Genomic DNA, 14014 nt, shown 5'->3' on the forward strand with positions numbered 1-14014 from the left:
ACGCCGCGTTCGTCCTTCACGTCGCCGTGGCCGCGCACTGCCGCGTAGTCCCGCCCTCGGGCGGTCCCACGGGCCGCCATGAAGGTGGCGAGCCCTGCGACGTGGCTGCTAGCTGCCTCACCGTCAGGTGTGGCCGTCAAGGCGACATGCCCCCTCTTAGGGGCGATGAGGACCTGCGTACGAGCTACGAGAGCACGGCTGGTCCCGTGTTGCTATTCCTCTTAGGGGCGCTGAGGACGCCTGGGAAATCCAGCAGCCGCGTTGCTGGTCCGGGGGTTGCTGCCCCTCTTAGGGGCGATGAGGACCCCCAGGGTAAAGGCCCTGGTGATGAGGTTGTCAGCTGGGTGTGGCGGGGTTGGTTTTTCAGCGGACCGGCGGTCGTGCAGCGAACCCGGGAGTGTCGCTGAAAAACGTTGGCTGGGCATGGGGAACGTATAGCACGTGCAGGGGCGTGGGCAACGAGCGGATGAGGGCGGTCCCTGTGGTTGGTGTGGGGTTTGCCAACGTGGTCATGGCGGGGCGGCCTGGCAGGGTGCGGGGGAGTTCTGGTCGTTGCGGCATGGTCCTGGTGGCATTGGTATCGGTGCCGGATGCGGGCCATGAGGGATTGCCGTGTGCGGTGGCTACAGGTGGCAGCCACGGCGCGAGGGGACCATGCCACAACGGCCTGTATCCGGCAGCGGCATCAGCAAGACGCTGACGACGCACGCGCTGCGCGTCTGTTCTGCGAGGAAGGTTCGTCATGATCGACTCCAGTGACGCACTGAGCGCTGGCAGTCACAGAGTGCCCGTGCGAACTTGCCCACGCTTTGCCACGCTGGCATTGCCAGGCTCGGCATGCTTGTTGCGGCTCCCATCAGTCCTGTGTCAGACGCCGCTCCACCGCGCGAACCTTCGCAACGCCTCCGGTGTCCTCTGACGCGCCCGCAACAGCGTCCCCACCGTCTCATGCACGCCCGGGTGGTAACGGGTCATCTGCGGCGCCAGCCGCTTGGCCTCCAGCAGCGACTCCAGTGCCCCATCGTGATCTGCCGTCCAGGTCTGCGACCTGGCCTTGCCGATCCAGAAGCCAGCCGCCCGCATCTGCGGATAGTCCGGCGGCAGCCGTAAACCCTCCGCGCATGCCAGGGCTCCAGCGTGATCGTCAGCGGCGGTCAGTACCGCCATCCGGTTCAGCTGTACGTTCAGTCTGCCGAAGGCCATCGCGAAGTCGTTGGTCTCCTCGCCGATCTGGTCTGCCAGCTCGGCTGCTTGACCAAGCCAGTCCGCTGCTCCCGTCATATTGCCTTGAGTGGCGGCCATCATCGCTGCGCGCAGCTGGAGTGTCCCGCGTACTGCCCGCGTCGCGCGGTCACGGTCGTCGTCCAGGTCCCGCAGCGCACGGCGCATCATGGCCTCGGCACGGTCCGGCCGAGAACTCTCCGCGTGCGACATCTGGGCCCGCTCGTAGCGCTCGATCGCCACCTGTCGTGGATCACCCGAGTGCGGCGCAGCAGCAGCCATACGGGCGAGCGCGAGCCGCGCGAGATCCATGTATCCCAGCCGGTAGGCAACGATCGCCGCAGACCGAGCAACCTCTGCCACCGCCCTGAAGGCCCTCTCCCGCGCGCGGCCAGGGGCCGCATGCGCTTGGGCCATGAGTACGGCCTCGGTGATGAGACCAGGCAGTCGTTCGGCGATCTGCGTGAACTCCGTGCGCACCCGCATGTCGACCAGGCGCGCTACTTCGTGCTCCAGCACGGGTAGTGGCCTGGGCTCCGGCTCGCCGTCCGGTGGCAGGTCCCAGCTATCCAGGGCCGTGCGGATCGGCTGAAGCATGCCGTCGAGCTGGTTCTCCCGGAGTGCGTGGACATACGGCTGCCCGTAGAGAACGGATACGCCTACGCCCAAGGCCCGGGCAATGGCGGCGACCATGCCAGGACCTGCGTGCCGCTGGCCGCGTTCGATGCGGGATAGCTGCGAGGCGGAGACGTGCGCGCGCTGCCCCAGCGCGGTGAGGGACAAGCCTCTGATGGCACGGATTTCCGCGATGCGGGTACCGATGGTCTTCGCTGGGGTGTCGCTGTGGTCAGGCATGCTGGTCTCTTTTCACCGTCTGACTCGGCATCAGGACGGTAGTTCTGCCATAGCGCCGGAGCGCAGCGTTTGGTCGCCGCTTCACCCGTCGGGGGCCGTTGCAGTTTCGGTACCCCCTTCGCTGGGCGTTCAGGCGCTATGGGAAGCAGGCCGGAATCGCGTTTCCCCACTGTGTGGAGGGCTGGCCCCGAGGACTACCTTCACGGTCGGTCCTGCGTCACAGGTCGCGCTCGCTGTCGAGCGTCCTCGTCGACGACCTCGTGCGCGGGCCGGGGTGGCGTGTTGCCACCCCGGCTGTTGGTGGTGGGGGTTGTGCTGGGTGGGTGGGTGGGTTACCAGGTGAGGGCGTCGTTGAGGTTCTGCTGCCAGTAGGTGACGGTGAGGGTGTCGTCGATGTAGACGCCGTTGCCGGGGAGGGCGGGGGTGAGGGTGCCGGTGTTGTCGGTGAGGTGGACTTCGAGGGTGGTGGCGGTGTAGCCGTGGGTGCCGCTGCCGTCGGCGGCGGAGAGGGTCACGCCGGCGTAGGCGGATTCGCCGGGGGCGAGGGTGACGACGGCCTGGGGCTGGGAGTCCTCGATGACCGGGGGGACGGACTGGGCCTGGTCGAAGCGCAGCTGCGGGTAGCCGGGCAGGGTGCAGTCCTCGGTGCTGGTGTTGGTGGCGGTCAGCAGCAGGTGGTTGACGGGGCTGGAGACCTCTGTGGCGGTGATCGTCAGGTCTTCGCTGGTGCAGGGGGCCAGGCTGGTGTCGCTGTCCTCTTCGCTGCTGTTGGCGGTGTTGGTGTGGGGGGTGTCGGCGGTGCGGGTGCCCTGGTGGTCGGGGGAGAGGTTGCCGGTGCTGGAGGTGTTCTCGTCCTGGTTCGGGGTGCTGCTGTTGCTGGTGGTCTGGGCGGTGCCCGTGGTGCTGGCGTTGGTGTCGTTGTCGTCGGTGCCGCAGGCGGTGAGGGAGAGGGCGGCGAGGGCGGTGAGGGTGGCGGCGGCGAGCAGGCGAGGGCGGGTGGTGCGGGCGGGCATGGGTGCCTCCTTGTTGGGTGTGTGTGTATGGGGTTGGTGCGGGCCGCTGGGCCGGTGGCCGGGGGCGGCGTGCTTGGATGGCTGACACCTTGCGGGGTTTTCCGTCCCGGCCGCTACGGTCGCCGCAGTTCTCGGGACGCGGGAATGCTGGAACGGCGCTGACCTGCGGGGATGTGGTCTCCCTGGAATGCGTTCGGGGATGTGGAGAGGAGGAGGAACGATGGTGGGGGACGGCTTTGCCGGACTCCTGAAGGAGTTGAAGGAACGCTCCGGCCTGAGCTACGGGGCGCTCGGCAAGCGGCTCCACATGTCCGCCTCGACGCTGCACCGGTACGTCAACGGGGACGCGGTTCCCGTGGATTACGCGCCCGTGGAGCGGTTCGCGCGGCTGTGCAAGGCGACGCCCGAGGAACTGGTCGAGCTGCACCGCAGATGGGTGCTGGCCGATGCCGCCCGCCGCAAGCAGAAGGGCGCGGCAGCCGCCGCCGCGGCGGAGGAGAAGCGGAAGCCGGAGCAGGACGCGGAACCCGCCGACCGCGACCGCGCACCGGAGCCCGAACCGGAGCAGACACCGAAGCAGCAACCGGAGCCGGAGCCGGAACCCGCATCCGAACCGGAACCCGCACCGCAGCCGGAGCCGGTGGCCGCCGCCGCGCCGGACAGGCCGGAGGCAGACCCCGCACCCCGGCCGCCGTGGCGTCGCCGTCGCATCGCCCTGGCGGGCGGCGGCGTGCTCGCCGTCGTCCTGACAAGCGCGCTGGCCGTGGGCCTGCTGACGGGTGGTGACGACGGCGGCGACGGCAGCGGCGACGCGGCGGCGGAAGCCACGGCGGGCGCGGGCGGCCCAGGCGACGGAGACGAGGGCAGCGGCGGTAAGCGCGCCGACGCCAGCGCCTCGCAGGACGGCGGGGAACGGGACTCCGGCGACGGCGAGTCCGGTGCCGGGGCCGGCTCGGACGGCGGTGGCGGGGAGGACGCCGCGGGCTCCGCCGGCGGGAACGACGGCGCGGCGGACGGCGGCACCGTCACCCCGCCCACTGTGGTCGCCGAGCCGTACTACTGGGACGACCCCTGCTCCCAGCACTACCTGGTGAACCAGGAGCCCAGCCAGGTGCCCCCGCCGCCGGTCGCGGACGAGGCGCGCGGCTGGGTCAGCGCGCTCGGCGGGGTCACCGGCGGGGAGCACTGGGTGCGGCTGACGGTGCAGGGCAGCGGCGACCACACGATCGTCCTGGAGGACCTGCACGTGCGCGTGGTCGGCAGGGACGACCCGCTGCCGTGGAACGATTACGTCATGGCCACCGACGGCTGCGGCGGCGGCGTGCAGACGCGCCACTTCGACCTGGACCTTGACGCCGGGCGGCCCGGGATCGAACCCGCTGCCGGGGAGGAGGACTTCCCCTACCAGGTGAGCGAGGACGACCCCGAGGTGTACTACGTGGTCGCGCGCACGCAGGAGCACGATGTGCGCTGGTTCCTGGAGCTGGAGTGGTCCAGCGGCGGTGAGCGCGGCACGGTGCGGATCGACGACGGCGGGCAGCCGTTCCGCACCAGCGCCAACGAGGACCGGCCCGCGTACGACTACCCGCTGGGCTTCAACGACCGCTGGGAGGTCAACGACGGCATCCCGGGCGCGCCGGAGGACTGACGGCACGGCGGCCAGCGGCGGCGGCGCGGCACCGCGCCGCCGCCACACGTGTGACACCTATGTACAGCGGATCATTGCCGTGGTGCCATGAGAGATCGTCAACCGACGCCGTCAGCGCGTCCACACGACGCGAGAGAGACGAGGGAGCCGCTGATGCGCGCGCGAACCGGAATCCCGTTGGTCATGGCACTGCTGTCCCTGCTCGCCGGCCTGCTCTGGGCCCCGCAGGCCACCGCCGCCCCGGCGGCGTCACCCGCCGCCGGTACCTTCCGCAACCCGCTCAACCCCGGGGCCGACCCGTTCCTGGTCTACGCGAACGGGCAGTACCACCTCACCACCACCCAGGGCGACAGCATCCGGATCTGGAGCTCGCCCTCCCTGGCCACGCTGCTGACCGCCGACCCCGTCACCGTGTGGACGGACACCGACCCCTCGCGGAACCAGAACATCTGGGCGCCCGAGCTGTACCAGTTCGGCGACCGCTGGTACCTCTACTACACCGCTGACGACGGCGTGGACGACCACCACCGGCTGTACGTGCTGGAGTCTGAGGGCGACGACCCGACCGGGCCGTACCACTTCAAAGGGCAGCTCGTTCCGCCCAACCACGCCGACGACTTCTCCATCGACCCCGGCATCCTCCAGCTCGACGGGCGGCTCTACCTGGCCTACAGCGGCGTCAACGTCTACCAGCACAACGGCCTGAACATCGCGCCGATGTCCAACCCCTACACGGTCTCCGGCGACGCGGTCGCGCTGGACGCCGCCGGCGGCTGCCCCGAGGTGCGCGAGGGCCCGGCGTTCCTGTACCGCAACGACCGGGTGTGGATGACGTACTCGGCCTGCGACACCGGCAAGCCGGACTACCAGGTGTGGATGATGTCGCTGCCGATGGACGCCGACCCGCTCCAGCCGGAGAACTGGGTGCAGCACGACGGCCCCGTCTTCTCGCGCAACGACGCCGCGGGCGTGTACGGCCCCGGCCACCACTCGTTCTTCCAGTCGCCCGACGGGACCGAGGACTGGATCATCTACCACGCCAAGACCACGGCGGAGTACACCTACACGGACCGCACCACCCGCGCCCAGCGCATCAGCTGGAACGAGGACGGCAGCCCTGACCTCGGCACCCCGCTCGCCCTGGGCGCCACGCAGGACCTGCCGTCCGGCGACCCGGGCCCCGGCGCCTACTGGATCAACGACGACGGCCGGTCCAGCGGCGACGGCACGGTCACCTACGAAGGCGACTGGAACTCCGGCACGGGCTGCGCCGCCCAGTGCTTCTGGGGCGATGACCACTTCAGCGACCAGGCGGGGCACACCGCGACGTTCACCTTCACCGGCACGCGTATCGCGCTGCTGTCCGTGCGGGACACCGGCAACGGCATCGCGGCCATCAGCATCGACGGCGGGCCCGAGGAACTCGTCGACTTCTACGGCCCGATCCGCGTCGGGGAGGCGCTCCAGTACCTCAGCCCGCGGCTGCCGTACGGCGAGCACACGCTGCGGATCCGGGTGACCGGGGAGCACAACGCCGGCTCGGGCGCGGCCTACATCAGCGTCGACCGGGCCGAGGTCTACACCGGCTGACGGCCCTCCCGGTACCTGAGGGGCCGCGGCGGCGCGGCCCCTCAGGGCGCACTTGCTGCCCGTGCGGCCCCGGTGGCGCGCCCGTCCGGGCAGCCGGTGTGTGCCCGGATTCCTGTCCCCTCCGGGCACCGCGCCCCGGCCAGCGGCCGTGCCGTTACGGGCGGTTGGCGGCGAGGTGTCCGGTTCCGGCGGGCAGGCCAGCGGCCCGCGCGGCACGGGTGGTGGCCACGCGGGGCGGCCGCAGCCGCGTGCTCGGCTAGGAGTTGTCCGTCAGCCAGGGCCTGACCTCGCGCCTGGCCTGGTGCAGCCGGGACTTCAGCGTGCCGAGCGGAATGCCCTCGCGCTGGGCGATCTCGGAGTACTCCAGCTGGCAGATGTCCCGGTAGACCAGCGGGGCCACCAGGTGGGGGTGCTTCTGCTCCAGCCGTTCCAGCGCCTCAAGCAGGTCGATGCGCGAACCGGCGATGACGCTGGTCGTGCGCGGATCCACGTGCCGCGTGGGCTCGATCGTGTCCGGCTGCTCGGCCGAACGACGCTTCAGCTCGCGGTACTTCTGCCGGGAGCAGTTGGCCACGACCATGTACAGCCAGGTGCTGAAGCGGCTGCGTCCCTCGAAGGTGTTGATCTTCCGCGCCACCCGCAGCAGGGTGTCCTGCGCGGCTTCCTCGGCATCCTCCCGGCAGGGCAGGAACCGCCCGCAGCGCCGCAGGACGTCCGGTCTGATGGTCTCCAGCAGGGTGTTCAGCGCCTCGCTGTCCCCTTTGGCCGCGCGTAGTGCGAGTTCTTCGGTGGAGTCCGCGGTATGCGGCACGAGGTCTCCCCCCGGTAGCTGGGCCATCCAAGACGGCATGATAGTCGCATGAAAGCCACGGAGCGGATCGGTCGCTACCGCCTGGACCGACGCCTGGGAGCTGGTGCTTTCGGGGTCGTCTGGCTCGCCCACGACGACGTCCTGGAGGCCCCTGTCGCGGTGAAGGTGATGGCCGACAACTGGTCGCACCGCCTCGACATCAGGGAACGGTTCCTGTCCGAGGCGCGGCTGCTGCGCCGGGCCGACTCCAGCCGCGTGGTGCAGGTCTTCGACATCGGGGAAACGCCGGATGAGCGCCCGTACTTCGTGATGGAGTACGCCGACGGCGGCACCCTGGAGGACCGGCTGGCGGACGGTCCGCTGCCGCTTCCCGTGGCGCTGCGCCTGACGGCCAGGACCGCCCGCGGCGCCGCCGCCCTGCACGCGGCCGGCATCGTGCACCGCGACATCAAGCCCTCGAACGTGCTGTTCCGCAGCTCCACCGACGGCGAGGACGAGGACGGGGACCGGGTGCTGCTGGCGGACCTGGGCCTGGCCAAGAGCCTCGCCCAGGCGTCCGGTCTGACGATGGCCGCCGGGTCGGCCGGCTACCAGCCGCCCGAGCAGGCCGAGCCCGGCGCCGGCATCGACGCGCGCGCCGACGTCTACAGCCTGGGCGCCCTCGGCTACCACCTGGTCACCGGCTCGGTGCCCGGCCCGCCGGGGAAGGTCGTGCCGCCCTCCGAGCTGCGGCCCGGACTGCACCCGGACATCGAGCGCGCCCTGATGCGCGCCATGGAGCCGGAGCGGGAGCGGCGCTGGCCCACCGCCAAGGACTTCGCCGACGCGCTCGAGCGGCTCGCGGCCGAGGCCGCTGACACCGGGGAGCCCGCCGGGGAGCCCGCCGGCGAGCCCGCGCGCCCGGCCGAGTCCGGGCCGCCCACGCAGCCCGCGTCGTCCGGCGCGTCGGAGCCGCCCACCGAGCCGGTGGCGCCCCGGCCGGGGCGTTTCCGGCGGAAGGCGCTGCTGGTGGCCGCCGCCGTGGTCGTGGTGGCCGGCGGAGGCACGGCCGCCTGGCTGCTGGGGCAGTCGTCCGGGGACGACGGGGACGGCGGCGGTGCGGTGCGCGTGGCCGACACCACCGGCCAGATCACGGCGGAGGTGCCGCGGGAGTGGGCGGGCCAGCTGCGCGACTCCGGCTGGAGCCCGCAGACGCTCGGGCTGGGGGCCGAGAGCGCGCCCGGCCTGGCCGTGGCGGACGACCTCACCGGCTGGCTGGACCTCGGCGCCGCGGTCAACGGCCTGTTCGTCGGCCTCAGCGAGCGGGGCGACGTCGCGGCCCAGGTCAGCGAACTGACCCACGACTCCTGCCGCTTCGCCGGGAGCCGCGACTACGAGGGCGCCGACTGGCAGGGCACGGTGCACACCTGGGAGGAGTGCGAGGGCGGGTCCGGCACCTTCACGGAGGCCGCGCTGGCCCCAGCGGACGGGAGCGACCAGCCGCAGCTGTTCGTGCAGATCCGGCAGCACGGCGGCGGCGACGCCACCGACCGCATCCTGGACGGCCTGCGCGTCGAACGCTGAGGTCCGGTTACACCCGTGAAGTTGAGCCAACCTGCCAGAACCGCCGAGCATGGGAGGCGGAGGGGGCCGTGCACGGGCGCCGGCAGAAGCGATCCTCAAGGAGCAAGGACATGAACGACCTCCGCAGGGCGGGGCGCGCACGGCGGCGTCACTCCAGGGCCGGAACCGCACGGCCGGGCGGCGCCCGCGCCAGCCGGGCGGCGCTGGTCTCCGGCACCACCGTGCTCGGACTCCTGCTGTGCGCCTGCGGATCCGAGGGGGACGCGGCGAGCGGCCCGGAGCAGCTGCCCGGCCTGGCGCAGCCCGTGCCGGCCGACAACAGCCCGGACGGCGGCGGCGAGCGGGAGCGGGACGGTGCGGTGCCGGCGCCCGACCTGACCGTCCCGGAGGGCGTCGAGCCGGACGAGGGCGGGGACGGCGGCTCCGCGGGCGGCGGTGACGGCGCGGCCGGGGACACGGGCGACGGTGACGGCGGCGGAGCGGACGACGGCCCGGGCGGAGGCGACGACGGGGAGGCGGACGGCACGCAGTGCTCCGCCAGCGACGTGGAGGCCACGGTGGGGGAGCCCGAGATCACGGCGGGAAACTGGAACTACCCCATCGTCCTCACCAACGTCTCCGGCGAGACGTGCACGCTGTACGGCTATCCGGGCGTGGCCTTCCAGGACGCCGACTACCAGCCGGTCGGCCAAGACCCGTGGCGCGACCAGACCAGCCAGGCCACGACGGTCTCGCTCGGTCCGGGCGAAAGCGGCTACGCCGTGCTGCGGTTCGGCAATCCGGGCGTCACTGGAGCGCCCACCGAGGTGCCCAGCTACCTCGCCGTCACGCCGCCGGACACGACCATCACCCTGACCATTCCCTGGAACGGTGACCCGGTGCCGGTGACGTCGGGCAGCGTGAAGGTCGGCACCTTCCAGCCGGGCACGGGCTAGGGGGGCGGCGCACGAGGTCTTGTCGGGGGCAGGCCGCCCGGTCATGATTGGGAGCGCTCCCACGACGTCGAGGGAAGGAAGTGCCCCGTGCTGACACGCCGTTGCTCCCGGCGGGCCGTGCTCGCGTCCGGCGCCGCGCTCGCGCTGGCCACCGCCCTCCCGGCGTCCGCCGCCGCGCCGCAGGCGCACACCGCCGGCCGGGTCCGGCGGAACGGCGACACCTGGGAGTACTCCTGGCCCGGCATCTACTTCGAGGGCCGGTTCCAGGGCACAGGCGTCGGCGTCGTCCTCGACGACGCGGACAACGACTACGACATCCAGGTCGACGGCGCGACCGTGGCGACGCTGGTGACGCCGGGCCGGGTCACCCACTGGATCGAGGACCTGCCCGACGGCGAGCACGAGGTGCGGCTGGTGAAGCGGACGGAGAGCACCTGGGCCGCCGGCCGGTTCGGCGGCTTCCGCGCGGCCAGCGGCGGCACGCTGCTGGAGCCGCCGCGCCCCCGGCAGCGGCAGATCGAGTTCATCGGCGACTCCTACACCGCCGGGTACGGCAACATCTCCGGTACGCGGGACTGTTCGGCCAACGGCGGGGTCAACCGCAACACCAACGCCGACCTGTCCTTCGGCGCCCTCACCGCCCGCCGCCTGGACGCCGACTACCAGCTCAACGCGTTCTCCGGCCGGGGCATGGTCCGCAACTACAACGGCACCGACCCGGGCACCGACTTCCGCACGTACTACGAGCGTGCCCTGATCCACGTCGAGGGCGACGTGTGGGACCGGCCCGCGAGCTGGCAGCCCGGCGCCGTCGTGATCGGCCTGGGCATCAACGACTTCTCCACGCCGCTCAACCCCGGCGAGCGGTGGGCGACTTCTGAAGAGCTGGTCGCCGACTACACCGAGGCGTACCACGGCTTCCTCGACCTGCTCCGGGCCCGCTACGGCAGCGGGACGGCGCTGGTCGTCAGCGCCACCCACGTCGACGGCAGCGGGCGGTTCGCCGACGCCGCCGATGCCATCGTGCGCGAGCGCCGCCAGGCGGGCGACGACCGCGTGCACTTCTGGTACTACGACGATCCGCGGCTGGACCGCATGGGCTGTGACTGGCACCCCTCGCGCGCCGACCACGAGATCATCGCGGATCTCCTGGACGGTTTCCTCGCCACCATCCCGATCGACTGGTAACGCGCCTGTCCGGCAGGGGTATCCGGCCGGCCGCGGGCCCCGCGCCCGCGGCGGGCGGGGCGCGGGGCCGCCGGCCCTCAGCCGGGCAGCCGGCCGCCGATCAGAGCCAGGTTCTGGATGGCGGCCAGGCCGTACTGGGCGGTGTCGTTGGTCGCGACCTTGCCGCACCAGTCGGTCGGGTTGAGGGTATGCGTGACGCGCTCGGTGCGCAGTTCGGTGTCCTCGCCGTACTCCCAGTCCGCCTGCGGGTGCAGGAAGGCGTCCCATATCCGGTCGGCCAGCGCGTCGTCGCCCAGGCGGGCGGCGGCGTACGCGCCGAGCCGGGTGTGGGCCTGCCGCAGGCTGCGGTTGCCGGGCAGGGGGCCGCCGAGTTCGGCCTCGGCCTCCTCGTCGGTGCCGTTGTACAGCCGGCAGTACTGGAGCCACGCGGCTTCGAACTCGGGCATGTCGATCTGCTGGAGCAGCTCGGCGTTGATCTCCACCAGGCCGAACACCGCGCTCAGGTGGGAGACGTCGATGCGCGGTTCCTCCTGCACCGCGAACCGGCCGGTCTCGGTGTCGTACCGCGCCTCGCCCTGGAAGAAGCCGTTGGGCTGGGCGGCGATCGTCTCCATCGTGCCGAGCAGCTTGTCGCGGCACTCCTCCCAGCGCGGGCCGCGCCGTTCCCACTCGGTGAGCCAGGCGGCGGCCAGGCCGCTCCAGTCCGTGCCGAAGCCGATGGACAGCGCCCGCGGGTCGGGCTCGTAGGGCTCCTCGCGGATCTTGCGGAGCGGGTCGAGCACGACGAACGTCTCCTCGCTGCGGGCGAGCGCGCGCATCAGGTCGCCGGTGCGCTCGTCGGCCGTGAGGTAGTAGTAGAAGCGGCGGTAGGCGGCGGTGGAGATGCGCTGCTGCTTGGCGCTGTCCGCCCAGTGCTGCACGCCGTGGCGCGTGCCCAGCCCGGCCCACGGCCCGGCGTGGTAGACGTCCACCTCGCCGGTGTGGCGCGTCATCGCCTCCGCGAAGCGGAAGATGTCGGCGCGGCCGCTGCGCAGGTAGGCGTACCACAGCCACAGGTCCGGCGACAGCTCGGAGTTGTCCCAGGCGTAGCCGCCGATGTCGTAGCGCCAGACCTGGCGGTCGCTGTCCTGGCTGTGCATGACGTCGCCGTAGTTCCAGAAGCCGTACCAGTGCCGCTGCTCGCGCTGGGTGACGTAGTAGTCGAAGAGGAAGTCGAGCCGGTCCTCGATGCGCGCGCGGGCCGGGGTGGAGCGGTCCACGGGGCTGAACAGGCCGCCGAACGCGCCGGATTCGACCATGTGGGCCACGGGGCTGACCAGCTGCGGCGTGGCCCGCACGGCGTCGGCGATCGCGCCGAGCTGCTCCCGGCCGGGCGTGGACGCCAGGGCCCAGAAGGTGAGTTCGGTGGTGCGGGCGATGCCGTAGGGGGTGCCGAAGTCCGGTTCGTAGTCCTCGTAGGTGATCTCCAGGCCCTCCAGCTGCTCCGCGTAGGTGTCCTGGCCCATCCCGTCGTGGTAGAAGCGGGTGTCCATCGGCGGGGCGTCCGGTGACCACAGCCACACCGTGACCTCACCGGTGCTGGTGTGGGCGCCGCGGATGTCCAGCTGGGTGGGGTGGAGCTGCCAGAAGTCCTTCATGCCGAAGGCGAATCCGCCGCTGGGGCCGCCGAGATAGCCGCAGCCGGCGGCGCGGCGGCCCTGGTCCACGTCGATCCAGCCGTGCCCGGCGCGGGTGCGCTTGCGCACGGTGAAGCCCTCGGAGTTCAGCTGGGACAGCGAGTAGTCGCCGAAGGCGGGGATGAGGTGGACGCGGTCCGCAACGCGGGGGTCCCAGGTGTCGATGCCGGGCGTGCGCTGGCCCGCCACCTGCGCCCGCCGCACCTCCTCGCCGGGGTCGCGGCGCAGGCCCGTCAGCGGCTTGACGGCCTCGGCCAGCGCGCCGTGCCCTTCGCCGACCAGCCGGACGTGGCGGTCGTACAGCTCGTCGCGCAGCGGCACGGAGAACCGCACGCCTAGCCCGGCGATGAAGTGTTCCTGGCCGTCGGAGTCGAAGACGAAGCTGTGCACCATCCGGAAGCCCTCGGCGCCCGCGTGGAAGCAGAGGCGGACGGTGAACGGCAGCCAGGACAGGCCGCGGCGGGTGTGGCGTCCGGTGATCTTGATGACGGCGCGGACGGGGCCGGACTGTTCGACGGTCACCTCTTCGACGCTGCTGCGGAGCTGGTCGCGGCGCACGGTGCCGACGCCGTCGTCGGGCAGTTCGTGCTGGACCAGGTTGACCAGGTGGCCGTCGCGCGCGATGACCGTGGTCCCGCGCCGGACGCGGCTGATGAGATGGGGGCCGCTGGTGGGGATGCGGGCGTTGATGACGCCGGTGTCCACCTCGACGAAGCCGCGGTGTTCCCGGACGGTGACGGGCGGTTCGGGGGCGGCGGGTTCGCCGCCGGTGAGGGTGTAGGAGCCGGCGGCGGGCGCCGCGCCGGGGATGGCGTGCGCGCTCCACTTCAGGGAGCCGTCGGGCCAGTAGGCCAGCGGCCAGGACTGGAGCGGCACAGCGGTGCCGTCGGCGGCGGTCAGCGCGAAGGACTGGTCGCCGGGCACGGCGCCCTGGGGCCACGGCGTTCCCCAGGTGGCGCCGGTGAGTGCAGCGGGGCGGTCTTCCAGCCAGTGCACGGTCACCTCGCCGGGGCCGGGCCGCCGGGCGGGGCGGCTGGCGGCGGAGGCGGCGCCGGAGGCGAGCGCGGAGTGCAGGGGGCCGGCCGTGCCGAGGGCGGCCGCGGCGCCGAGGACGGTCCTTCTGGTGGGGCCCGAGGGGGCGGCCGGCGTCTGGGAGGAGGGCGTGGGGGGTGTCATGGCGAGCACCTCACAGTGACGCGTCGAATGAATCGTTTCACTGAAGGGGTGGGCGCGGGTCAGACACGGGGCCGCGGTGGCGGTCTCACGTGGCGGGGGCGGTCAGGGGAGCGGCTCGCGGGCTCCGGCGCAGCGGGGGCGGGCGCCCGGCGAGGCGGAAGAGAACGTCAGGTGGTGTGTGGTAACGAGCTGATCGAACAGCTGTAGCAACATATTTACACGCAACTGCACGATCAGGCCAGGGGGTTGCCGTGACTTTCCGGCCAGCGCGCGCCCGGCCCGCAGCTCAGCACGGGGCCGCGGCGGCCGGATCCAGCGCTGTGGGGTGCTGGGCACTC

At 72.2% G+C, this 14014-nt stretch carries 9 protein-coding genes; 5 read left to right on the plus strand and 4 right to left on the minus strand.

The window, feature by feature from the left end:
• Positions 1 to 867 precede the first annotated feature (867 nt).
• Positions 868 to 2076 carry a helix-turn-helix domain-containing protein gene (locus tag JK356_RS02360; RefSeq protein WP_201865796.1) on the minus strand — a complete coding sequence of 403 codons (1209 nt, stop codon included), beginning with the start codon at positions 2074 to 2076 and terminating at the stop codon, positions 868 to 870.
• A 332-nt stretch (positions 2077 to 2408) separates the two neighbouring features.
• Positions 2409 to 3089, minus strand: coding sequence for a DUF4232 domain-containing protein (locus JK356_RS02365; protein ID WP_201865797.1), 681 nt, complete (start codon positions 3087 to 3089; stop codon positions 2409 to 2411).
• Between the two features lie 220 nt (positions 3090 to 3309).
• On the opposite strand from JK356_RS02365, the gene JK356_RS02370 reads away from it, so the two are divergent.
• Both JK356_RS02370 and JK356_RS02375 read left to right on the plus strand, forming a co-directional pair.
• Positions 3310 to 4737: a helix-turn-helix transcriptional regulator gene (locus JK356_RS02370; protein ID WP_201865798.1), complete on the plus strand. Its 1428-nt coding sequence runs from the start codon at positions 3310 to 3312 to the stop codon at positions 4735 to 4737.
• 153 nt (positions 4738 to 4890) lie between these two features.
• Positions 4891 to 6327 carry a glycoside hydrolase family 43 protein gene (locus JK356_RS02375; RefSeq protein ID WP_201865799.1) on the plus strand — a complete coding sequence of 479 codons (1437 nt, stop codon included), beginning with the start codon at positions 4891 to 4893 and terminating at the stop codon, positions 6325 to 6327.
• Positions 6328 to 6583: 256 nt separating this feature from the next.
• On the opposite strand, the gene JK356_RS02380 is transcribed toward JK356_RS02375, so the two are convergent.
• A complete protein-coding gene (locus tag JK356_RS02380) occupies positions 6584 to 7165 on the minus strand; it encodes an RNA polymerase sigma factor (protein ID WP_201865800.1) in 582 nt (193 codons plus the stop codon).
• A gap of 21 nt (positions 7166 to 7186) precedes the next feature.
• Here JK356_RS02380 and JK356_RS02385 point away from each other — a divergent pair, with 21 nt between their 5' ends.
• The 3 genes from JK356_RS02385 (at position 7187) to JK356_RS02395 (ending at position 10824) form a co-directional block, all read left to right on the plus strand.
• On the plus strand, positions 7187 to 8701 hold the full coding sequence (locus JK356_RS02385; RefSeq protein ID WP_201865801.1) for a serine/threonine-protein kinase: 1515 nt from the start codon (positions 7187 to 7189) through the stop codon (positions 8699 to 8701).
• A 110-nt stretch (positions 8702 to 8811) separates the two neighbouring features.
• A complete protein-coding gene (locus JK356_RS02390) occupies positions 8812 to 9636 on the plus strand; it encodes a DUF4232 domain-containing protein (RefSeq protein WP_201865802.1) in 825 nt (274 codons plus the stop codon).
• 87 nt (positions 9637 to 9723) lie between these two features.
• Entirely contained in the window at positions 9724 to 10824 is a 1101-nt protein-coding gene (locus tag JK356_RS02395; protein WP_374100587.1) for an SGNH/GDSL hydrolase family protein, read from the plus strand.
• A 77-nt stretch (positions 10825 to 10901) separates the two neighbouring features.
• Here the strand turns inward: JK356_RS02395 and JK356_RS02400 are convergent, their stop codons facing one another.
• Complete coding sequence (locus JK356_RS02400) at positions 10902 to 13676, minus strand: Tat pathway signal sequence domain protein (protein WP_201865803.1); 2775 nt, start codon at positions 13674 to 13676, stop codon at positions 10902 to 10904.
• Positions 13677 to 14014: the final 338 nt, after the last annotated feature.

It is taken from the genome of Streptomyces sp. 7-21 (genome assembly GCF_016741785.1).
In the GTDB taxonomy this organism is placed as follows: Bacteria; Actinomycetota; Actinomycetes; order Streptomycetales; family Streptomycetaceae; genus Streptomyces.

Excerpts from the sequence above, each read along its gene's own strand:
- JK356_RS02360 (WP_201865796.1), bottom strand. The coding sequence starts at position 2,076 with ATGCCTGACCACAGCGACACCCCAGCGAAGACCATCGGTACCCGCATC.
- JK356_RS02365 (WP_201865797.1), bottom strand. The coding sequence starts at position 3,089 with ATGCCCGCCCGCACCACCCGCCCTCGCCTGCTCGCCGCCGCCACCCTC.
- JK356_RS02370 (WP_201865798.1), top strand. The coding sequence starts at position 3,310 with ATGGTGGGGGACGGCTTTGCCGGACTCCTGAAGGAGTTGAAGGAACGC.
- JK356_RS02375 (WP_201865799.1), top strand. The coding sequence starts at position 4,891 with ATGCGCGCGCGAACCGGAATCCCGTTGGTCATGGCACTGCTGTCCCTG.
- JK356_RS02380 (WP_201865800.1), bottom strand. The coding sequence starts at position 7,165 with ATGGCCCAGCTACCGGGGGGAGACCTCGTGCCGCATACCGCGGACTCC.
- JK356_RS02385 (WP_201865801.1), top strand. The coding sequence starts at position 7,187 with ATGAAAGCCACGGAGCGGATCGGTCGCTACCGCCTGGACCGACGCCTG.
- JK356_RS02390 (WP_201865802.1), top strand. The coding sequence starts at position 8,812 with ATGAACGACCTCCGCAGGGCGGGGCGCGCACGGCGGCGTCACTCCAGG.
- JK356_RS02400 (WP_201865803.1), bottom strand. The coding sequence starts at position 13,676 with ATGACACCCCCCACGCCCTCCTCCCAGACGCCGGCCGCCCCCTCGGGC.